Raw genomic sequence first — 22595 nt, forward strand, 5'->3', positions numbered from 1 at the left:
TGCGTTGCAGCTCAGGCGTATTGAAGTCAATGCGCTTGGGGGGAGAAGTCGTCGTCATGGTGGAATTGGCCAGATCATTCATGCGCACACCCTAGCGATCCTGTATGACAGAAAGATGACAGTGCAGTGACGCAACAAATCCGCCGCGAAGCAGGGCTGGCAGCGGACTAGAAAATTCGGGTGCGGAGCCGGCAGGCCGGCTCCGCAAAGGCAATCAGTTGCCTTCTTTCAGGCCCAGGTCAGCCAGCGCCTTGGCGGCGACTTTGGCTGGCAGTGGGATGTAGCCGTCTTTCACCACAACTTCTTGGCCCTGCTTCGACAGCACAAGCTTCACGAACTCAGCTTCCAGTGGGGCCAGCGGCTTGTTCGGGGCTTTGTTGACGTACACGTAGAGGAAACGCGACAGCGGGTATTTGCCGTTCAGGGCGTTTTCTTCGGTGTCTTCGATGAAGTCAGTGCTGCCTTTCTTGGCCAGGGCCACGGTCTTCACGCTGGCGGTCTTGTAGCCGATGCCCGAGTAACCGATGCCGTTCAGCGAGGAGCTGATCGACTGCACGACCGAAGCCGAGCCTGGTTGTTCGTTCACGTTTGGCTTGTAGTCGCCTTTGCACAGGGCTTCTTCTTTGAAGTAGCCGTAGGTGCCGGATACCGAGTTACGACCGAACAACTGCACCGGCTTGTTGGCCAGGTCGCCGGTCACACCCAGGTCGCCCCAGGTTTTCACGTCGGCTTTAGCGCCGCACAGACGAGTCGAAGAGAAGATCGCGTCGACTTGTTCCATGGTCAGGTGCTGGATCGGGTTGTCCTTGTGCACGAATACCGCCAGGGCATCCACGGCGACCGGGATAGCGGTTGGCTTGTAGCCGTACTTCTGCTCGAAGGCCGCCAGTTCGGTGTCCTTCATCTTGCGGCTCATCGGGCCCAGGTTGGAGGTGCCTTCAGTCAGCGCAGGTGGCGCGGTAGCGGAGCCGGCAGCTTGAATCTGAATGTTGACGTTCGGGTATTCCTTTTTGTAACCCTCGGCCCACAGGGTCATCAGGTTAGCCAAGGTATCGGAACCGACGCTGGACAAGTTGCCCGACACACCAGTGGTCTTAACGTAAGCCGGGATTGCCGGATCAACACCAGCGGCCACCGCGTTGGCGGTCGCAACGCCAGCAGCGACAAAAGTCATTGCCGCCATCAAACGTTTCAGTTTCATGCCTTGCTCCTAGCAGATAGGGATAGTTGGATCGGGGCCAAGTATCGGGAGGCCGTGTGAACACTCTATGTCCGCAATGTGACAATTAGATGAAAGGCCACTACTGAGAAGCGCAGGCTTATGAGGCGCAAAATATTGAATGAACACCGTCACTGTGGCGAGGGAGCTTGCTCCCGCTGGACTGCGCAGCAGTCCCATTCTTTTGAACAAAGACCAGGGCCGCTTCGCGACCCAGCGGGAGCAAGCTCCCTCGCCACAGGGGATCGGGTTGGTGTCAGCGTCCGCGCTTCCACAGATACCCGCCCACTGCCATCCCCATCACACACAGGGCAGCTACGTAGTAGGCCGGGCCCATCGGGCTTTCCTTCATCAGCAGCGACACCGCCAACGGCGTCAGGCCGCCGAACACGGCGTAGGCCACGTTGTAGGAGAACGACAAGCCACTGAAACGCACTACCGGCGGGAAGGCCTTGACCATTACATACGGCACCACACCGATGGTGCCCACGAACAAGCCGGTCAAGGTGTACAGCGGGAACAACCAGTCAGGATGCGCAAAGAGGCTGTGGTAAAGCGTCCAGGAAGTCGCGAGCAACAGCGCGCAACCGGCCACCAGCACGCGGCCAGCACCAAAGCGGTCGGCCAATGCGCCGGAGGCGATGCAGCCCAGGCTCAAGGTGACGATGGCCAGGCTGTTGGCCTGCAGTGCAACGGTTGGGCTGAAGTGATAAACCGTCTGCAGCACGGTCGGGGTCATCAGGATGACCACGACGACGCCGGCCGACAGCAGCCAGGTCAGCAGCATCGACAACACGATGGCGCCGCGGTGATCACGCAGCACGGCGCGCAATGGCAGCTCGGCGGCCAGGGTCTTGCGCTGCTGCATCTCGGCGAAGATCGGGGTTTCATGCAGCCAGCGGCGCAGGTACACCGACAGCAGGCCGAACACACCACCCAGCAGGAACGGGATACGCCAGGCGTAATCCGAGACCTGCTCCGGGCTATAAAGCGTGTTGATCGCAGTGGCCACCAGCGATCCCAGCAGGATCCCGGCAGTCAGGCCGCTGGTCAGCGTGCCGCAGGCGTAGCCGATGTGGCGTGGCGGTACGTGCTCTGAAACAAACACCCAGGCGCCCGGGACTTCACCACCGATGGCCGCGCCCTGGATGATGCGCATCAGCAGCAACAGGACTGGCGCCCACAGGCCGATCTGCGCGTAGGTTGGCAGCAGGCCCATGATCAGGGTCGGCACGGCCATCATGAAGATGCTCAGGGTAAACATCTTCTTGCGGCCCAGCAGGTCACCGAAGTGCGCCATGATGATGCCGCCCAGCGGGCGTGCCAGGTAACCGGCGGCGAAGATGCCAAAGGTCTGCATCATGCGCAGCCATTCGGGCATGTCGACGGGGAAGAAGAGTTTTCCGACCACGGTGGCGAAAAACACGAAAATGATGAAATCATAAAACTCCAGCGCCCCGCCCAAGGCAGACAGCGACAGGGTTTTGTAGTCGTTGCGGGTCAGCGGGCGCGACGGTTGCGCACTGCTTGCGGGCACGGAGGACATGGCAAGGCTTCTCTTATAGTAGTCAGCTTGATAAGGACGGCACGCCCGGGACTTGCGGCGGTCTGGCAAGATAGCAAATCGCTTGTAAAAGCACAGCGCCAGGAGAACAGTTGCGCGCAAAAGCCGCGATACAGCGCCTATTTACCGACCAAATGAGCGCCGGGAGGTCGTCGTGGCGCCAGGGTCTCGATATACTCGGCCCTTGCAAGCGCAAGACCCGCAGTCTTGAGGGGCTGCTGTGCCAAAACGTCGTTGGGTGCCGTCCAGCCGATTTGGCAGAGTTTCCCTTTAGTACGCCTTACGAGAAACGCATCACGCGGTGTATGTTGGTGCTGAAACGTTTTTTTCGAAGACGGCTATCCACTTGAAATACCCATGAAGCGTCACGGGTCAGAGGCCCCTCGGCATGATCGAACTCGAACAAGAAGATCCTATCCCGCAAGGCGACCTCGCCCTGCAAATCACCGCACTGCCGCGTGAAACCAACGGTTTCGGCGATATCTTCGGCGGCTGGCTGGTCGCCCAGATGGACTTGGCCGGCACCGCCATGGCCAGCAAGGTGGCAGGTGGTCGCGTGGCCACCGTGGCTATTGATCGAATGGCGTTCCTGGTACCGGTCGCGGTCGGTGCGCAGCTGTCCTTCTATACCCAGGCCCTGGAAATCGGCCGCAGCTCGATCCAGATGATGGTCGAAGTGTGGAGCGACGACCCGCTGTCCAGCGAATGGCGCAAGGTGACAGAGGCGGTGTTTGTATTCGTCGCTATCGATGGCAGCGGCCGCACGCGTTCCGTGCCTTCACGCGCGCGTTAAACCTCGCGGGTTTTTGACGGTCAATTGCCCCATTGCCTGCCATTAAGAGTGTCTGTTATGCCTACGCCCCACGTTGAGACCGTAAAGATCGACGAACTGGACTGCTGGCGCATCCGCCACAACGGCGCCGAGCTGATGATTGCCCAGCAGGGCGCACATATATTCAGTTACGGGCGCGAGGGCGAGCAGCCGCTGATTTGGCCGAACCCTGAGGCAATGTTCAAGAAAGGCAAAGGCATTCGTACCGGCGTACCGGTGTGCTGGCCGTGGTTTGGCGTGTTTGACCGTAACCCGCAGAGCGTTAAGGCCATGCGCCAGAGCGAGCAGCCGGCCGGTGCTCACGGCTTTGTGCGTACAGCACTGTGGGAATTAGCCGACACCACACTCGAAGGCGAAGCGCTGCGGGTGGATCTGCAACTACCGGTTCCCGCAGGCGGCTTCCCCGGCTGGCCTCATCAGGTCGACCTGACCCTGAGCCTGCTGCTGGACGACCAACTGCATATCCGCCTGACCAGCCATAACCGTGGTACCGAGACAGTGACACTCAGCCAGGCGCTGCACACTTACTTCGCCGTCAGCGATGTGCGTAACGTGCAGGTCGAAGGGCTGGACGGTGGGGCCTATATCGACACCGCCGACGGTTGGACCGAGAAGACGCAATCCGGTCTGCTGCACTTCACCGCCGAAACCGACCGCATCTACCTCGACACGCCGTCCCAGCTGAATATTGTCGATAAAGACTGGCAGCGCCGCATTCAGCTCACTGCCGAGGGCTCGAAATCGACCGTGATCTGGAACCCCTGGACCGAACGCGCCAAGGCGTTCGACGACATGGCCGACGATGGCTGGCAGGGCATGCTGTGCATCGAGACGGCGAATGTGCTGGATGATGTGGTGAGCCTGGCCCCAGGTGAAAGCCACACCTTGGGCGTGAGCATCACCGCTGTCGCCCTGTAGGAACGCCGATCAAAATGTGGGAGGGGGCTTGCCCCCGATCGCTGTCTATCAGTAGCAAATGTGCTGACTGATCCACTGCTATCGGGGGCAAGCCCCCTCCCACATTGGTTATATGTTGCCCTTTAAAGATCGGATTCCTTTACCACCCGCACTTTCCCCGCATCCAGCGCATACGCCGCATCCGCCAGGTCGTTATTCACCTTCTCCACCTTCAACGTGCCCGTGACCCACAGCGGCGTGTAGATGTCGTCCAGCTTCAACCCCTTGGGATAGCGCACCAGCACCAACTGGTTAGGTGGCGGAGGCGGCACGTGGATGCAGGCGCCTGGGTACGGCACCAGGAAAAACAGGGTGCTGCGACCCTTGGCGTCGGTCTCCAACGGTACTGGATAGCCGCCAATTCGGATGTTCTTGCCATTCATGGCGGCCACGGTCTTGGTGGAGTACATCACCGCCGGCAAGCCTTTGCTCTGCTTCAGGCCACCTTTGTCGGTGAACGTGCCTTGGGCTTCGGGGGAGTTGTGGTCGATCTCGGGCATGGCTTCGAGGGCTTTTTGATCTGACAGCGGCATCAGGTCAAGCCAATCGGTTTCCGGCAGTTCGCCGGCGTGGGCCAGGCCAGAGCCTAGTAATAGGAGCGTAAACAGAAGACGGCGCATGGAGAGGCTCGACAAGGTTAACAGTGTCGGCATTCTAGCCCCCTGCGCCTGCGCAGCGCAGAGGGCCGTGACGCTAAATCATTTTTTTCGCAGCAGGCCGTAGATCACCAGCAGCACGATGGCGCCGATCAGCGCACCGAGGAAGCCTGCGCCTTGACCTGCCTGGTAGATGCCCAGGGCCTGCCCACCGTAGGTGGCGACCAAGGAACCTGCGATACCCAGCAGGATGGTCATGATCCAGCCCATGCTGTCGTCGCCTGGCTTCAGGAAACGCGCCAGCAGGCCGACGATCAAGCCGATAAAGATGGTTCCGATGATACCCATGGCATTTCCCTCTGATTGAATTGAGCTATGCCAAAGCCTAGTCAGGCTTTGGCATCCTGCAATCAGAGGATGGCGGTCACCGAATGGTTCCCGCCGAGTCCAGGCTTATTGCTCGGCGATCAGCGCCTCGACCTTGAGGATCTGCGCTTGCAGGGTCGCGCGGTCCTTGCAACGCAGGTTGGCGTGGCCGACCTTGCGCCCGGCCTTGAAGGCCTTGCCGTAGTGATGCAGATGGCAGTCGTCGATGGCGATGACTTTTTCCACTGGCGGTACCACACCGATGAAATTGAGCATGGCGCTCTCGCCGACCTTGGCCGTGGAGCCCAATGGCAAGCCCGCCACCGCCCGCAGGTGGTTTTCGAACTGGCTGCACTCGGCGCCTTCGGTGGTCCAATGCCCGGAGTTGTGCACGCGCGGGGCGATTTCGTTGGCCTTGAGGCCACCGTCGACCTCAAAGAATTCGAACGCCATCACGCCGACGTAATCCAGTTGCTTGAGCACACGGCTGGAATAGTCTTCGGCCAAGGCCTGCAGCGGGTGGTCGGTGCTGGCCACGGACAGCTTGAGGATGCCGCTGTCGTGGGTGTTGTGCACCAACGGGTAGAAGCGGGTTTCGCCATCACGAGCACGCACGGCGATCAGCGAGACTTCACCGGTGAACGGCACGAAGCCTTCCAACAGGCAGGCGACGCTGCCCAGCTCGGCGAAGGTGCCGACCACATCGGCAGCCGTACGCAGGACTTTCTGGCCCTTGCCGTCATAACCCAAGGTGCGGGTTTTCAGCACGGCCGGCAGGCCGATGCTGGCGACTGCAGCGTCCAGGTCTGCCTGGGACTGGATATCGGCGAAGGCCGGGGTCGGGATGCCCAGGTCCTTGAACATGCTCTTTTCGAACCAGCGGTCGCGGGCGATGCGCAAGGCTTCGGCGCTTGGGTACACCGGTACGAACTGCGACAGGAACGCAACGGTTTCGGCCGGGACGCTTTCGAACTCGAAGGTGACCAGGTCGACTTCGTCGGCCAGTTGGCGCAGGTGGTCCGGGTCACTGTAGTCAGCGCGCAGATGCTCACCCAGCGCGGCCGCGCAGGCGTCCGGCGCCGGGTCCAGGAAAGCGAAGTTCATTCCCAGCGGGGTTCCGGCCAGGGCCAGCATGCGACCCAGTTGGCCGCCACCGATTACACCGATTTTCATCGTCAACAACCTCAGGCGATACGTGGGTCTGGATTGTCCAGCACGCTGTCTGTCTGTTCAGCACGGAATTTTTTCAGCACCGCGTGGAACTGCGGGTGCTTGGCGCCCAGGATGCTGGCGGACAGCAAAGCTGCGTTAATAGCACCGGCCTTGCCGATCGCCAGGGTGGCCACCGGAATGCCAGCCGGCATCTGCACGATGGACAACAGCGAGTCCACGCCCGAGAGCATCGCCGACTGCACCGGCACGCCGAGCACCGGCAGGTGGGTCTTGGCCGCACACATGCCTGGCAGGTGCGCTGCACCACCGGCACCGGCGATGATCACCTCGATGCCACGGGATTCTGCTTCATCGGCATACTGGAACAGCAAATCCGGAGTGCGGTGGGCGGAGACCACTTTCACTTCGTAGGGAATGCCGAGTTTTTCCAGCATATCGGCGGTGTGGCTAAGGGTGGACCAATCGGACTTGGAGCCCATGATCACGCCAACCAATGCACTCATCGTCGTGCCTCTTCTCTCTGGGCGCCCACAGGCGCGTCAAAAAACAACAAGCCACGCGGGAAATCCGGCGTGGCTTGGTGTACGAATTAAGGCCGGTTGGACCGGCCGAAGGCCGCGCAGTATACCGTAATAATGCAGATAAACAGCCCCTGGAATGACCATCTGTCCAGTGGCGCAAAGCGGCGGTTTTATTGACTTAAGAGTCAGCCAAATCACCAAAAAACCCTGTGGGAGGGGGCTTGCTCCCGATGACGGTGTATCAGGCACTTATCTGTCACTGATACACCGCTATCGGGGGCAAGCCCCCTCCCACATTTGCCCGGTGTTCGGCTCAGGTGGTTTGCGCCGCCCCACCTTCCAGCTTTCGCCACAACAACCGTACATTCGCTTTGCGCACCAACGCGCAGCGATACAAGCGGATTTCCAGCGGCACATGCCATTGCGGACCGCCGCAGACAACCAGTTCTCCGCGAGCGAGTTCGGCGCGCACGCTCAACTGCGGCACCCAGGCGATGCCCAGGCCTTCAAGGGCCATGCTCTTGAGGCTATCGGCCATGGCGGTTTCGTAAACCGTCGTAAAACGCAGGGCGCGTTGGCGCAACAGTAAATGCACCGAGCGGCCGAGGAACGCGCCAGCGCTGTATGCCAGCAGCGGCACACTGCCCTCGCCTTCCAGGTCAAACAACGGTTTACCGTCGGCATCAGCGGCGCACACTGGGAGCATTTCGGTGTTGCCCAAGTGCAGGGACGGGAAGATTTCGGCGTCCATCTGCATGGCGGCGTCCGGGTCGTAGAACGCCAGCATCAGGTCACACCCCCCTTCGCGCAGGGCGTGCACGGCGTCACCGACGTTGGTGGCGACCAAGCGGGTGGCAATGTTCAGGCCCTCGTTGCGCAGTTGTGCGATCCAGCGAGGGAAGAAGCCCAGCGCCAACGAGTGAGCCGCCGCCACTTGCATGACTTCGCCCTGCCCGCCTTCCAAGTGGTGCAAATGGCGCAGCACTTCACCGAGCTGTTCCACCACGGTGCGCGCCGTGACTAAAAACAACTGCCCCGCCGCCGTCAGCTCTACCGGCGTACGCGAGCGGTTGACCAGGGTCAGGCCCAACGCGGCTTCCAGGCTGCGGATACGTCGACTGAACGCCGGCTGGGTGACGAAGCGTCGCTCGGCGGCCTGGGAAAAGCTGCGGGTCGCTGCCAGGGCACTGAAGTCTTCCAGCCATTTGCTCTCAAGGTTCATCACGTCCTCCCACGGGTACGCACCATTTTGGCACACACGCCCGCCATCATAGCTGGGTCACACTCACATTATGCCGTTTGTGCATAGGCCAGTGTTTAACAGCATTGGCCCAAAAACTTCCACAAGCCTAGCATTCGCAGCGTTCCGGCCAGTTCCGGGTCCATATCGAGATGATTTCCGTCATGTCCTCCGCTGCATCATTCCGCACAGAAAAAGACCTGCTTGGCGTACTCGAAGTACCTGCCCAAGCGTATTACGGCATCCAGACCCTGCGAGCGGTGAATAACTTCCGCCTCTCGGGCGTTCCGATTTCGCATTACCCGAAATTGGTGGTCGGCCTGGCAATGGTCAAGCAAGCGGCGGCAGATGCCAACCGCGAGCTCGGTCAGCTCAGCGAAGCCAAGCACGCTGCCATCAGCGAAGCCTGTGCCCGCTTGATCCGCGGCGACTTCCACGAAGAGTTCGTGGTGGACATGATTCAAGGCGGCGCCGGCACTTCAACCAACATGAATGCCAACGAAGTCATCGCCAACATCGCGTTGGAGGCCATGGGCCACAACAAGGGCGAGTACCAGTACCTGCACCCCAACAACGACGTGAACATGGCGCAGTCGACCAACGACGCCTACCCGACCGCGATCCGCTTGGGTCTGCTGCTGGGCCATGACGCGCTGCTGGCCAGCCTCGACAGCCTGATCCAGGCATTCGCCGCCAAGGGCGTCGAGTTCAGCCACGTACTGAAAATGGGCCGCACCCAATTGCAAGACGCCGTGCCGATGACCCTCGGCCAGGAATTCCGCGCCTTTGCCACCACCCTCGGGGAAGACCTGGCGCGCTTGAAAACCCTGGCGCCAGAGCTGCTGACCGAAGTGAACCTAGGCGGCACCGCCATCGGTACCGGCATCAACGCCGACCCGCGTTATCAAGCCCTGGCGGTACAACGCCTGGCGGTGATCAGCGGCCAGCCGGTTGTGCCTGCCGCCGACCTGATCGAAGCCACCTCCGACATGGGCGCCTTCGTGCTGTTCTCCGGCATGCTCAAGCGCACCGCAGTGAAGCTGTCGAAGATCTGCAACGACCTGCGCCTGCTGTCCAGCGGCCCACGCACCGGCATCAATGAGATCAACCTGCCGGCGCGCCAGCCAGGCAGCTCGATCATGCCCGGCAAGGTCAACCCGGTAATCCCGGAAGCGGTTAACCAAGTCGCGTTCCAAGTGATCGGTAACGACCTGGCCCTGACCATGGCAGCCGAAGGCGGCCAACTGCAGCTGAACGTGATGGAGCCGCTGATCGCCTTCAAGATCTTCGACTCGATCCGCCTGCTGCAACGCGCCATGGACATGCTGCGCGAACACTGCATCGTCGGCATCACCGCCAACGAAGCGCGCTGCCGCGAACTGGTGGAGCACTCCATCGGCCTGGTCACCGCGCTGAACCCGTACATCGGCTATGAAAACGCCACCCGCATCGCCCGCATCGCCCTCGAAAGCGGCCGCGGCGTGCTGGAACTGGTGCGCGAAGAAGGCTTGCTCGACGACGCCATGCTCGACGACATCCTGCGCCCCGAAAACATGATCGCTCCACGCTTGGTCCCGTTGAAGGCCTAAGCGTCTGTTGCACTGCTCACCAGGCTGAGGGACTAGACACCTCTCACCTTTTGAGGGCCTGAAGGCTCGTTCTTCAGGCCCTTTTTTTTGCCCCAAGGTTGTGAAATGACGCCCATAAAAACTCCAATATCGCCCTGCAAATCCACCGCCCCCTCAGTCGCATGGCTGAAACCTTTAATCAGCCCGAGCAGACGGATCTCGTTCGCCTAGGTATAGTGCCGCCCCTCTTCGCGTGTGCGGCCGTCGGTAACGAGGCCCAGGTACAACGCGAAACCGCATGAATAACAACCCGCAAAAGGATTGGGGTCGAACTGTCGCGCACTGCCTGGTGCGATGCGATGGCGTCGAACCGTCCTGCGTTTGCCATTAGAAAAATCAGCGAGGAACACTCCATGCTCGAAGTCATCAACGACTTCCTCTCAGGGAAAGTACTGATCGTGCTCATTGTCGGGCTCGGCGGTTATTTCACGATTCGCTCGCGTTTCGTACAGTTGCGCCACTTTTTCCACATGTTCTCAGTGTTCAAAGACAGCCTGAAGAGCAGCTCCGGCCAGCTCAGTTCGTTCCAGGCGCTGATGCTCAGCCTGGCCGGCCGCGTCGGTGCCGGTAACATCGCCGGTGTCGGCATTGCCGTGACATTGGGTGGCCCAGGTGCCGTGTTCTGGATGTGGGTCACCGCGCTGGTGGGCATGTCTTCGAGCTTTATCGAGTGCTCCCTCGGCCAGCTGTACAAACGCACTGACGCCGAAGGCACCTACCGTGGCGGCCCCGCGTATTACATCCAGCACGGCCTGCACAAGCGCTGGCTGGGTATGGTCATGGCGTTCCTGCTGCTGGTGACCTTCGGCTTTGCCTTCAACGGCCTGCAAGCCCATGCCGTGACGCACTCGCTGAACAACGCTTTCGGCCTGGACACCACCTACACCGGCCTGGCCCTCGCAGTATTGCTGGGCTTGGTGTTCATCGGCGGGATTAAGCGCATCGCTTCGATCGCCGACCTGCTGGTGCCGGTCAAGACCCTGGTCTACATCGCCGTGACCCTGTACGTGATCGTGCTGCAGTTCGACCACGTACCCGCCATGCTCGCAACCATCGTCAAGAGCGCGTTCGGCCTCGACCAGGCCTTCGGCGGCCTGGTGGGCAGCGCGATCATCATGGGTGTTAAGCGCGGCGTGTTCGCCAACGAAGCCGGTTTGGGCAGTGCGCCTAACGTGGCGGCGGTGGCGTCGGTAGAACACCCGATCGCCCAAGGCGTGGTGCAAGCGTTCAGCGTGTTCCTCGACACGTTCGTGATCTGTACCTGCACCGCCTTGCTGATCCTGCTCTCCGGTTTCTACACTCCAGGCTTCGAAGGCGACGGCATTGCCCTGACCCAGAACTCCCTGGCGGCCGTGGTCGGTGATTGGGGCCGCATGTTCATCTCGGTGGCCCTGGCGTTGTTCGTGTTCACCTCGATCATGTACAACTACTACCTCGGTGAGAGCAACCTGCGCTTCCTGGTGGGTAACAACCGCAAAGTGTTGATGGGCTACCGCGCACTGGTGCTGGTGCTGATTTTCTGGGGTTCCATCGAAAACCTGGGCACCGTGTTCGCCTTCGCCGACATCACCATGACGATGCTGGCGTTCGTTAACCTGTTCGCCCTGGCGTTCCTGTTCAAGATCGCCATGCGCATCCTGAACGACTACGACAACCAGCGCGCCGCCGGCATCAAGACCCCGGTGTTCGACTCCAGCCAGTTCCCAGACCTGGACCTGGACCGCAAGGCCTGGCCGGCCAATCCGGCAAAACCGGACGTTGCCGTCTCGGCTGAACTGAACGCTCAAGCGCAACGCTGAGCGTAGATAGATGACACGCCGCCTGGCCTTGGGCATGCTCTGGGCCCGGCGGCGTTTTTCGTTCAGGAGAGTGTTCAGATGACCCAACCAGCCCAAAACGTCATGGTGCTCTACACCGGCGGCACCATCGGCATGCAGGCCAGCGCCAACGGCCTGGCACCCGCATCCGGTTTCGAAGCGCGCATGCGCGAGCAACTGGCCCATCAGCCAGTGCCTGCGTGGCGATTCCGCGAAATGGCCCCGCTGATCGACAGCGCCAACATGACCCCGGCCTACTGGCAACAATTGCGCATCGCGGTCGTCGAGGCCGTGGAAGGCGGCTGCGACGCAGTACTGATCCTGCACGGCACCGACACCTTGGCCTACAGCGCGGCAGCCATGAGCTTTCAATTGCTGGGCTTGCCGGCGCCGGTGGTGTTCACCGGTTCCATGCTGCCCGCCGGCGTGCCCGACAGCGACGCCTGGGAAAACGTCAGCGGTGCCCTGGCAGCATTGGGCCAAGGCCTGGCGCCCGGTGTGCAGTTGTACTTCCATGGCGCACTGATGGCGCCGACCCGTTGCGCGAAGATCCGCAGCTTTGGTCGCCATCCGTTTGCAGCCTTGCAGCGCAACGGCGGCGTGGCCAAGGCCGAGGCCATTCCTGCAGCGCTGGATTATCGCCAAGCCAAAGCCCTGGCCAACGTCGGCGTGCTGCCGTTGGTGCCGGGCATCGGCGCCGGGCAACTGGATGCGCTGATCGACAGCGGCCTCCAGGCGCTGGTCCTCGAATGCTTCGGCAGCGGCACCGGGCCAAGCGATAACCCGGCGTTCCTGGTCAGCCTCCAGCGTGCCCGCGATCAAGGTGTGGTGGTGGTCGCGATCACCCAATGCCATGAAGGCGGCGTGGAGCTGGACGTGTACGAAGCCGGCAGCCGGTTACGCGGCGTCGGCGTACTGTCCGGTGGTGGCATGACCCGCGAAGCGGTGTTCGGCAAGCTGCAGGCCCTGCTCGGTGCGAGTCTTGCAACGCCTGAGGTCCGCCGCCTGGTGGAACTGGACCTGTGCGGCGAACTGAGCTGACCGGCATATAACTTGCTCCCCTTCCAGCCATCTCTTGGCTGGAAGCCCCCCATGCTGCACTCCCACCTCACGACCCTCAACGCGGTCTCGCTGGTGCTCAGTACCTTCAAGGCCGAAGGCTGGCCCGCCGAGACGCTGCTGGCCGGCAGCGGTATCTGCGCGGCGGACTTGAGCCGCGCCGACACGCGCATCGCCACGCATCAGGAGATGCAGGTGTGCGCCAATGCCGTGGCCCTGCAGCGCGATATCGGCCTGATCGTGGGGCGCCGCATGCATGTATCGTCCTACGGCATGCTCGGCTATGCCCTGCTCACGAGTGCCACTTTCGGTGACGCTTTGCGCCTGGCCCTGCGTTATCCGGCGCTGTTGGGAACACTGTTCGAGCTGAGCCTGGAGGAGGACGGCGGACGTATCTGGTTCACCGCGGGCGATTATCGCGATAACCCGGCCCTGACCGCCTTCAATGTCGAGCTGTGCCTCGGGTCGCTGAAGGTCATTTGCGACGACCTGCTCGGCCATCCACTGCCCTTGCTGGGCGCGCGCTTCGAGCACGATGCACCGGATTATCAAGCGCGCTACGCCGAGAGTTTCGACTGCCCGTTGCAGTTCCAGGCCACCGCCAATGCGTTCGCCTTTGACACACGCTGGCTCGCCCAGCCTTTGCCGCTGGCCGACAGCGTGACCCACCAGGCCATGGCCGAGCGCTGCCGTAAACAGAACACCGAATTCACCGGGCGCGAAGCCTGGCTGGGGCGAATCCGCCAATTGCTCGCGGCGCAACTGCACGCCGCACCCGGGCTGGATGGCCTGGCCCAACAGATGAACTGTTCGCCACGCACCCTGCGCCGACACCTGCATGACCTGGGCTGCAGCTATCAGGAACTGCTGGATGAGCTGCGTTTCGAACGCGCCAAGCAATTGCTGGCGCAAGACCAATGCCCCATCTACCGGATTGCCGAGCAGTTGGGCTTCAGCGAGACCGCCAGCTTCCGGCATGCCTTCGTGCGCTGGAGCGGCGTGGCGCCGAGCCAATTTCGCGCATGACGCGCTATTGAGGGGCGAATTACGGACAGAAAATCTGGCCATATTTATCCCCTTTTGGCCGCTCTTGCCGTTCTCATAACCTCCGCCGCCAGCAAGACTGCAGGCACCGATACCGCCTGCGGAGAACAACAATATGCTGACGATCTACTCAGACGATCACCACCTGCACCACGGCCGTTGTGAACTGATGGACGGGCAACTGATGCCCTGCTTTGAAATGCCCTCGCGCGCCGACCATGTGCTGCAGCGGGTCAAGGACCGTGAGCTGGGCGCCGTCCAAGCCCCGCAGGACTTTGGCCTGGCGCCGCTGCAACGCATCCACAGCCGTGACTACCTCGATTTCTTCAAAGGTGCATGGCAACGCTGGACCGAGTTCGGCCAGGACGGCGACCTGCTGCCCTACACCTGGCCGGCCCGCACCTTGCGCCGCGTATTGCCCACAAGCCTGCACGGCCAACTCGGTTATTACAGCTTCGACGGCGGCGCCCCGATTACCGCCGGCACCTGGCAAGCCGCCTATAGCGCGGCCCAAGTGGCGCTGACGGCGCAACAGGCAATCCAGCAAGGCGCCCGCAGTGCCTTCGCCCTTTGCCGGCCACCGGGCCACCACGCCGCCAGTGACTTGATGGGCGGCTATTGCTACCTCAACAACGCCGCCATTGCGGCCCAGGCGTTTCTCGACCAGGGCCACCGAAAGGTCGCGATCCTGGACGTGGACTACCACCACGGCAACGGCACCCAATCGATCTTTTATGCGCGCAATGACGTGCTGTTCACCTCGATCCACGGTGACCCGGCGGCGGAGTTTCCGTTTTTTCTCGGCTATGCCGACGAACTGGGCGAGGGCGCGGGGGCAGGCTTCAATGTCAACTACCCGTTGCCTGCCGGTTCCGGCTGGGAGCGCTGGAGCGCAGCGCTGGAACAGGCCTGCAACGAGATTGAACGTTATGGGGCCGACATCATTGTGGTGTCCCTGGGGGTGGACACCTTCAAGGACGACCCTATCTCGCAATTCAAACTCGACAGCCCGGATTACCTGGCAATGGGCGCACGCATCGCCCACTTGGGCAGACCCACGCTGTTTGTGATGGAAGGCGGCTACGCGGTGGAAGAAATCGGCATCAATGCCGTCAATGTTCTCGAAGGTTTTGAAGGGGCTGCCCAATGAACATGCTCAAGTCACTTATCCTCTGCGCCACCGTTATCAGCGGCGTGGCCCACGCCGAAGAAAAAACCCTGCGCGTCTATAACTGGTTCGACTACATCACGCCCAAGGCGCTGGAGGACTTCAAGGCGCAGAACCCCGCCATCAAATTGGTGTACGACATTTTCGACACCAACGAGGCGCTGGAAGCCAAGCTGCTCACCGGCAACTCCGGGTATGACGTGGTGGTGCCGTCCAACGTGTTCCTGGCCAAGCAGATCGAGGCCGGCGTATTCCAGCCGTTGGACCGCAGCCAGTTACCGAACTGGAACCACCTCGACCCCAAGCTGATGAAGCTGATCGAAGCCAACGACCCCGGTAACAAATTCGCCGTGCCCTACATGTACGGCACCATCCTGATCGGCTTTAACCCGGACAAGGTCAAGGCCGCGCTGGGCGCCGATGCGCCGGTGGACAGCTGGGACCTGATCTTCAAGGAAGAAAACATCAGCAAGCTCAAGCAATGTGGCGTCGCGCTGCTGGACTCCCCCTCGGAAATCCTGCCCCTGGCCTTGCAGCACCTGGGGCTGGACCCCAACAGCAGCAACCCCAAGGATTATGACAAAGCCGAAGCGTTGCTGCTGAAGATCCGCCCCTCTGTCACCTACTTCCATTCCTCCAAGTACATGGCCGACATCGCCAACGGCGACATCTGCGTAGCCGTCGGTTACTCAGGCAGCTTCTCCCAGGCCGCCAACCGCGCCAAAGAGGCCAAGAACGGTGTCACCGTGGACATGCGCCTGCCCAAGGAAGGGGCACCGATCTGGTTCGACATGCTCGCCATTCCAAAAGGCGCAAAAAACCCGCAGGACGCCTACACCTTCATCAACTACTTACTGCAACCGGCCGTGATCGCGCCCATCAGCGACTTCGTCGGTTACCCCAACCCGAACAAGGACGCCACCGAGCAGGTCGACCCGTCGATTCGCAACAACCCCAACCTGTACCCGACCGAGGCGGCCATGGCCACGCTGTACACCTTGAAACCGCTGACCCGAGATGCCGAGCGCGCCAGGACCAGGGCCTGGACCAAAATCAAGTCGGGTACCTGATCGCCGATTCCACCGCAAGGCCTGAGGGGTTGGCCTTGACTTAACTACCGCTCGCCGAGTGGGCAACATCCTTACTGTGAGAAAAACGCCGCTACGCACCCTAGCGGCCCCTTTCTTGCGGCCAGGATGCCCTTATGAATGACACTGCACTGTCCCCCAGCGCCAACGATCTGCTGACTCAACTGGCCACCGGCCCCTCCCTGCGGGAGGTCGCGGCGGCGACTTTACGATCGGCGCTGGCCGAGCTGTACCCGGACCTCGATATCGACCCCAACCTGGCCATCCTGGTCACACCTCGCTGGCAAAGCGTCAGCGGTGAGGTGGTGCCCGACCTTCCGCACCTTCAATCGCTGGCCGGCGCACTGGCGCGCAGTGCGTTGACCAACGTCGCGCTGACCTGGATCGACGGTGAGCACTATCTGATCAATCAAACCCAGGAGCAGGCAAACACCCACGTTTCCGTCCAGGTTGACCGTATCGCGCAGTTGATCAACGAGTTGGCCCCCCTGCTGTTTGTCTCCTACCAGGAACAACAGCTCGATTTCTGGAACCAAAGCGGCGGCCAGAACGGGCCACGCTGGAAGACCTTGGCCCGCACACTGCGCAACCTCTGGAATGTACACACCGTCGATGACTGGGACGACGATGAGTGCGCCATGGCCAGGAACGTTTTTCATTACCCCGAATACGCACAGCGCCAGCCCCATGACAACTATGACGCCCACGTCTACCTGATTGATATGGATGAGCAAGCGGGTAGCGTCAGCAAACACCTCAATGTGACCTCTATGGCGCTGGTGGTCGGGCAGTTGGGCACACGGGAGCTCATCCTCGGTTACTCGATTGCCACCGGCTATAAAAAATTCAGCTCGATGAAGGCGTTTGGTGAATACCTGGCGCCCCATCCCCATTTATTCGCGGGGCGCGAAATCCATTGGCGACTGTTCGAGCCATCGGGCAATTTCTTTGAGTATCAGGCCAGCAGCCTGATCAGCCTGCAAATCGAAGCGCTGCGGCACATTGCCTTTGACGATGAGGACATCAAGCCACTTTCCCCGGCGGACAGTGCGAAGAAAGAACTCCACGCGTTCACGCAACAGGATCAATCCCGGCTTGGCTGGGCTCGCGACTCCCTGCCAGGATGGTTGCAGCAGGCCTCGTCACCCGACCAGTCGGCCTATGGTCGTTACATGATGGACTTGGCGGCCTTGAACCTGCAGGAGAACGGCAAGACCTATATGGATGACATTCCCGCCGTGGGTGATTTTGCCCGCGACGCCTTGCGCGCACAGATGATCAAGGACCACCCGGAGGCTGCCAACGTCAACCTGGAAAACGTGCAAATCGCCGTGACCAGCGCAGTGATCTGGGGCACGCTGGCCGTACCCGGCCAAACCCAGACGCAAACCTTCACGCTGACCGAGTTGGCCCTGGAAAACCTGATTGCCCTGCCGTTGGGTAACAAGGTCGTGATTTACCGTAACGGGACGGTGACGCCCATCTGGATGACGGCGCAATACTTGGAAAAACTGATTACCCAGGTCGATATCGGCAAACATTATCCCGCCCTGATCAAAAGCAAATTGCTGGAGGACCCTGCGCAGTCCTTGCGCCGGCAAAAACTCTACACCGAACAATTGCGCCTGCAACTGCCCTTGCTGGCCTTGCAGTACAAGATTCGCGGTCTTCACGGCCTGACCGAACAGGGTTATCGCTACGTGTGTGCCGTGATGAACACGGAGACTGAAAAGCAGCGGGTAGACGGTTACCCGGTGGTGATCCGCCCCCTGGCCCTGTACCCCAAGCGGCGCTTGACGACAGCCGTGGATACGGTCGACAACATGTTCATCATTGGCCCCCAAGCCCCAAAAAACGGCCCTTGCCTGCTCTATCGACCACTGAGCAATGAGCCGTTGATGGAGTTCGCCTCTGAAGCCAACCTGCTCTATGAAATCAAGCAATCAGCGACCTTGCGCCAGTCGATCCTCGCCTGGTTGCCCGACAAGGAGCGCACCGCTTACGGCCAGTTCGTATTCACCGGCACCCTGCCGTCCCCCTGGGTGTTTACCAGCCTGCTCAATGACCCTCTCAATGCGCTGGTGATGACAGGGCCGATCCGTTTCGGCAATGAGGTGTTGCGCAATGACTATTTCGCGACGCTGTTCAAAACTCACGCGATGGCATTGGCAAACCTGGCCGACCGCCAGTCTGTCTCCAATGCCGAGGGCCGCTGGGAAAGCTTGAAGCACATGGGCTGGCAGATCTTTACCGCGGCACTGCCATTCATGGGGAAAACCGTCGGCGCAGCGTCCTGGATCTGGCAATTGATGGATGACCTGCAACATGTCGTGGATGCCAGAGAAATAAACGAGCGACCTGCCGAGCTCTCCGCCTGGGTGGATATATTGCTGACGCTGGGCATGGTGTTGACGATGCACATCAGTACACAACGACGCCCCAGCGCGGCGATCGAAAAAGAAACCCGCGCCTCTTCCGAGCCGGGTGAGTCGTCCGCGCCCTCCAAGCATCCCAAGCATCCCAAGCCGTCAGAACCCGCCGAACCGTCCAAGCCCCCACCCGCCATGGTCCTGATACAAAAACCGACGATCACGGCAGGTGAGCTGCCGGCGGACCATCAAGGTACGCTGCATGCCAGCGGCGCGCTGACTCAGTCCCGGCGCAATCTCGGAGCGATCCTGGATGCCCTCATGGTCGAGAAGCCATCATCCCTGAGCGAACAGTACAAGGAGGACACCGCCTACAAGCACCTCTACAGCGCAGGGGAACACTGGTATGCGCCGGTTGGGACTCGATGGTTTGAGGTTGATGTGGACGAAAACGATTCAGTCCTGATTGTTGATCCAAAACAGTCACAGCGAACGGGCTTTCCGCTGACCAGCAACCGTGCTGGCCAGTGGTTTATCGACATCCGGTTCCGATTGAAAGCCAGCGGGCTGCGCCGCCTGCGGCAAAAGGGTCAGCGCCTCAAGCCGCCGAAAATAAAAGACCTGCGCGAGCAGTTAAATAGCTTTGACAAGCAATTGATGCAACGGCACAGCGAGCTTGAGGCACTGCGCGAGGCCATCGCCGCAACGCCGGAGGACGCCCAGGAAGCGGCTCGAACCTCCTACCTTGCCCAGGCGGACAATCACATCAAGGAACTCGACGTAACGATCTCCCAACTCAAATCGCTGAAGATCATCGACACCGTTCCCAATTACCTGGACGGGATGTACGAATACCTGACCAACCAGATTTTCGTGGCCCGCTCAGCCATCAACGAACAGTTGGACGGGTTCCAACAACAGCTACGTTCTGTCGAAGGGCACATGGACCCCGATGACGATACGCTGGCGACACTCCCCCTCAGTACCTATCAAAAAGTCTATGAGGTCACCCAGGATATGATTGAACGCCTGACGTTCATCGAGACCCCTTTAAGGGAGATGCGGGAGCTCGGTGAAAGGGGTGTCAGGTTCGCCACTACTCATGGGCTCGGCCTGGCGAATGTGAGCCTCACTGACCTCAAAGCGTTCAAGATCAGCCTGAGTACCTTCCTATGCCTCAATGAGACCAAAACCGAGAGCTTGCCGGCGGCCAGGGAAGCGGTTGCGCGCATTATCGAAACCGCCGAGCTGGCAGTGCAAAGCCTGCGAGTCGCCCTGGACCCGGAGAATGAAGCCACTCAAGACCAGTTGATCGAAACCCTCGACAGCCTGGTAGACCAGTTTGCAAGCGTGGATCAGAACCTGGTGGAGTTGCCGGCCGACTTCCCCGACGACCTGCAAAAAACCCCATTGGCCAATCTGCGCAAACAAATCGATGAGTTCGCCCAAAACGCCACGCGAGAACTGACCGGCCTACTGCGCGAACGCAAAGCCCAAACCCTGGAACCCATGCCTGGACCTTCCCGCCCCTCGTCCAGGGTCACGAAGAGAGTCATCAAGACGCATCTCAAGGGGATTGTCATCGGCGAAGAACGCCTGCCGGACGCCGAAGGCAGCACAGCGCTGGTGGAGGTAAAGGAGCCGCTGACAGGCAAGGTAATCGCCACGTTCCATGAAAAAGAGCCGGGCGTGTGGGTTGAACAACTACCCGCGGCGCGATCAACCAGCCGCACCCAGGCCCGCAACCTTAAACAGAGCACGACCCACGGCCAGGCCCTGCTGGACACGCTTGAGGCCTTTATCACTCGCACGGAAGTGCTGTCCAACGAGGCGGGATGGCTGCCAGTAACCATTGAAGAGCGTATCAGCAACCGGATCGAACAGCTGATGCACGCCAGCCAGGAGATCGAAGAAGCACTGACCCTGAGCAATCTGACAGAAAGCACGACACACCCCTCAGCAATGCTCAACAAACGACTGTCCGCCGCGATCAGCAAGCTCCAGGGCGAACGCAAGCGCCTCCACATTCATATGCTCAAGACACGGCAACCCACCGCGGCTCATGTCGAGCTATTGCTCAAGGAAGGGGTGGTTACCATCAAACCGCCCACCGGTGCGCGCATCAAGCTCACCGGACGTCACTCAGGTTTCCTGCAGGAGTATCCCGTGGTGGATATCCAAACCAAGAAAACGTTGTGGTATGCCCACTTTCACTACACCGCGCTGACAGGATCAGAGGAGAACTTCACCGCTGCCCACCTGAAAACCCCAGACCAACGCGGCCTGGGCGGAAAATACGAGCGCAGGAACGACGCCAGCCGCAACAATATCAGTATCTACCGCAGTGAGATCAGCCCCCAACTGGCGCGCATGCTGTTCTTTAAAAGCAAGCCACCTCAGCCGGCGGTGGAAGAGCCCCAGGCCTGACGCAAGCGCGCCAAGGCCTGGCCGATGGCAACCTCTGGCACCGCGGCAAACCCCAGCACGAGGCCCGCACGCTGGTCCGGCGGTGTGCTGGAGCCTGCCAGCCAGTAACTGCTCAGGCCGTTGATTTCGACACCAGCAGCCTTGGCCTGCTCGAGCAATTGTTGCTCACGGGCCAGGCTGGCCACGCGTACCGTAAGGTGCAGCCCTGCGGCAACGCTGGGCAGGCTGGCGACCCCGTCGAGGTCACTCGGCCACCCGGCCAGGAGTGCGTTGCGTCGGCTCAACGCCGCGCGGCGCATGCGCCGGATATGTCGCTGGAAGTGCCCGGCGGCCATGAATTCGGCCATCACGGCCTGGGTGCTGACTTCTGAATGGCGCATATCCACCGCGCGCCGCCGGGAAAAGGCGTCGACCAGGCCCGGCGGTAATACCAGGTAACCCAGGCGCAAGGCCGGAAAGGCCACCTTGCCGAACGTGCCGACGTACAGCACGCGCCCGCTGCGGTCCAGTGCCGCCAATGGCGACAGCGGAGCGCCGCTGTAGCGGTATTCACCGTCGTAATCGTCCTCTATGATCCATCCGCCTGTGCGCTCGGCCCAGGCCAGCAGTTCGAGGCGCCGCGCCAGGCTCATCACCACACCCAACGGGTACTGATGAGAGGGCGTGACATACGCCACTCGGCAATCGCCCAGGCTGTTGAGCACCTGGCAATCGATGCCTTCACTGTCCACCGGTACACCGTGCAACCGTCCGCCTGCCAAAGCGAACGCATGCCCAGCCGCACGGTAGCCAGGGTTTTCCACCGCTACCCCATCTCCCGGCTCTACCAGCAACTGTGCACAAAGGCTGATTGCCTGCTGCGCCCCACTGGTGATCACTATTTGTTCAGCGGTGCATTGCATGCCCCGTGAGCTGCGCAAGTAAGCGGCGATCAGACCGCGCAGGCGACCGTCACCCGCCGGGTCGCCATAGCACAGCAGTTCCAGGTCCGGCTTGCGCCAGAATGCCCCATTCAGCTTGGCCCATACCTCAAAGGGGAACAGATCAAAGGCCGGCACGCCCACGCGGAATGCCCGAGGCGGACCCGAGGGAGGTAAGGCCAGGTGGTTGTTTTTGACCCTGGCCAAGCCCGCGCTGTGGATAACTTCATCGTCCAGATCTTCCGGCAAATCAGCCCATTTTGTGGATAAGGCTGGGGATAAGCCTGTTGACAACCCTGTGGATACTTTTGTGGATAGTTTTTTTGCCGTAGGCAATTGAGCGACATAAGTGCCATCGCCGACCCGGCTTTCAATAAACCCCTCCGCATACAGCTGATCGTAGGCGCGTACCACACTGTTGCGGGAAATCGACAACGCCGCCGCCAGGTCACGGGTGGCGGGCAGGCGCGTGCCACTGACCAGTCGTCCGTCCAGCACCCGCTGGCGCAAGGCGTCATACAGTTGGCGAGTCAGACCCTGACGGCGATCCAGCTCAATACCGGCGGGGTTGAATGACAGCGGCGCAGAGATGGGCGACATATTGGAC

Annotated in this window: 17 protein-coding genes; 9 read left to right on the plus strand and 8 right to left on the minus strand. The window is 60.9% G+C overall.

What is annotated here, in order from left to right; genetic code table 11:
* Positions 1-214: 214 nt before the first annotated feature.
* Together K7431_RS08025 and K7431_RS08030 are read right to left on the minus strand one after the other, a co-directional pair.
* Positions 215-1201 carry a phosphate ABC transporter substrate-binding protein PstS gene (locus tag K7431_RS08025; protein ID WP_015886581.1) on the minus strand — a complete coding sequence of 329 codons (987 nt, stop codon included), beginning with the start codon at positions 1199-1201 and terminating at the stop codon, positions 215-217.
* A gap of 274 nt (positions 1202-1475) precedes the next feature.
* The gene (locus tag K7431_RS08030; protein WP_015886582.1) at positions 1476-2765 is read right to left on the minus strand and encodes an MFS transporter; all 1290 of its coding nucleotides are present in this window, start codon (positions 2763-2765) and stop codon (positions 1476-1478) included.
* A gap of 406 nt (positions 2766-3171) precedes the next feature.
* Here K7431_RS08030 and K7431_RS08035 point away from each other — a divergent pair, with 406 nt between their 5' ends.
* Together K7431_RS08035 and K7431_RS08040 are read left to right on the plus strand one after the other, a co-directional pair.
* On the plus strand, positions 3172-3576 hold the full coding sequence (locus tag K7431_RS08035; RefSeq protein WP_003176975.1) for an acyl-CoA thioesterase: 405 nt from the start codon (positions 3172-3174) through the stop codon (positions 3574-3576).
* A gap of 57 nt (positions 3577-3633) precedes the next feature.
* Positions 3634-4533: a D-hexose-6-phosphate mutarotase gene (locus tag K7431_RS08040; RefSeq protein WP_043206069.1), complete on the plus strand. Its 900-nt coding sequence runs from the start codon at positions 3634-3636 to the stop codon at positions 4531-4533.
* A 122-nt stretch (positions 4534-4655) separates the two neighbouring features.
* Here the strand turns inward: K7431_RS08040 and K7431_RS08045 are convergent, their stop codons facing one another.
* From K7431_RS08045 to K7431_RS08065, 5 genes are all read right to left on the minus strand, one after another.
* The gene (locus K7431_RS08045) at positions 4656-5192 is read right to left on the minus strand and encodes a DUF3299 domain-containing protein (protein ID WP_017135795.1); all 537 of its coding nucleotides are present in this window, start codon (positions 5190-5192) and stop codon (positions 4656-4658) included.
* A 78-nt stretch (positions 5193-5270) separates the two neighbouring features.
* Complete coding sequence (locus K7431_RS08050; protein WP_015886585.1) at positions 5271-5516, minus strand: GlsB/YeaQ/YmgE family stress response membrane protein; 246 nt, start codon at positions 5514-5516, stop codon at positions 5271-5273.
* Positions 5517-5621: 105 nt separating this feature from the next.
* Positions 5622-6707, minus strand: coding sequence for a 5-(carboxyamino)imidazole ribonucleotide synthase (locus K7431_RS08055; protein WP_015886586.1), 1086 nt, complete (start codon positions 6705-6707; stop codon positions 5622-5624).
* Between the two features lie 11 nt (positions 6708-6718).
* Positions 6719-7210 carry a 5-(carboxyamino)imidazole ribonucleotide mutase gene (purE, locus tag K7431_RS08060; protein WP_003176980.1) on the minus strand — a complete coding sequence of 164 codons (492 nt, stop codon included), beginning with the start codon at positions 7208-7210 and terminating at the stop codon, positions 6719-6721.
* 331 nt (positions 7211-7541) lie between these two features.
* Positions 7542-8450 carry a LysR substrate-binding domain-containing protein gene (locus K7431_RS08065; protein WP_015886587.1) on the minus strand — a complete coding sequence of 303 codons (909 nt, stop codon included), beginning with the start codon at positions 8448-8450 and terminating at the stop codon, positions 7542-7544.
* A 182-nt stretch (positions 8451-8632) separates the two neighbouring features.
* On the opposite strand from K7431_RS08065, the gene aspA reads away from it, so the two are divergent.
* The 7 genes from aspA to K7431_RS08100 all read left to right on the plus strand — a co-directional run bounded on the left by aspA (position 8633) and on the right by K7431_RS08100 (position 21068).
* Complete coding sequence (aspA, locus tag K7431_RS08070; protein ID WP_025854459.1) at positions 8633-10057, plus strand: aspartate ammonia-lyase; 1425 nt, start codon at positions 8633-8635, stop codon at positions 10055-10057.
* Between the two features lie 392 nt (positions 10058-10449).
* Positions 10450-11895: an alanine/glycine:cation symporter family protein gene (locus tag K7431_RS08075; RefSeq protein WP_015886589.1), complete on the plus strand. Its 1446-nt coding sequence runs from the start codon at positions 10450-10452 to the stop codon at positions 11893-11895.
* Positions 11896-11973: 78 nt separating this feature from the next.
* Entirely contained in the window at positions 11974-12954 is a 981-nt protein-coding gene (locus K7431_RS08080; protein WP_015886590.1) for an asparaginase, read from the plus strand.
* Between the two features lie 51 nt (positions 12955-13005).
* Entirely contained in the window at positions 13006-13998 is a 993-nt protein-coding gene (locus K7431_RS08085) for an AraC family transcriptional regulator (protein WP_043206075.1), read from the plus strand.
* A 133-nt stretch (positions 13999-14131) separates the two neighbouring features.
* Positions 14132-15166 carry a histone deacetylase family protein gene (locus tag K7431_RS08090; RefSeq protein ID WP_015886592.1) on the plus strand — a complete coding sequence of 345 codons (1035 nt, stop codon included), beginning with the start codon at positions 14132-14134 and terminating at the stop codon, positions 15164-15166.
* Entirely contained in the window at positions 15163-16254 is a 1092-nt protein-coding gene (locus K7431_RS08095; protein ID WP_015886593.1) for a polyamine ABC transporter substrate-binding protein, read from the plus strand. Before K7431_RS08090 ends, K7431_RS08095 begins: the two co-directional genes overlap by 4 nt.
* A gap of 134 nt (positions 16255-16388) precedes the next feature.
* Positions 16389-21068, plus strand: coding sequence for a dermonecrotic toxin domain-containing protein (locus tag K7431_RS08100; RefSeq protein WP_015886594.1), 4680 nt, complete (start codon positions 16389-16391; stop codon positions 21066-21068).
* Here the strand turns inward: K7431_RS08100 and pdxR are convergent.
* Entirely contained in the window at positions 21038-22588 is a 1551-nt protein-coding gene (gene pdxR, locus K7431_RS08105) for a MocR-like pyridoxine biosynthesis transcription factor PdxR (RefSeq protein ID WP_015886595.1), read from the minus strand. The genes K7431_RS08100 and pdxR overlap by 31 nt on opposite strands.
* Positions 22589-22595 lie beyond the last annotated feature (7 nt).

The sequence above is a fragment of the Pseudomonas fluorescens group sp. genome, from assembly GCF_020093335.1.
Classification (GTDB): domain Bacteria; phylum Pseudomonadota; class Gammaproteobacteria; order Pseudomonadales; family Pseudomonadaceae; genus Aquipseudomonas; species Aquipseudomonas petroselini.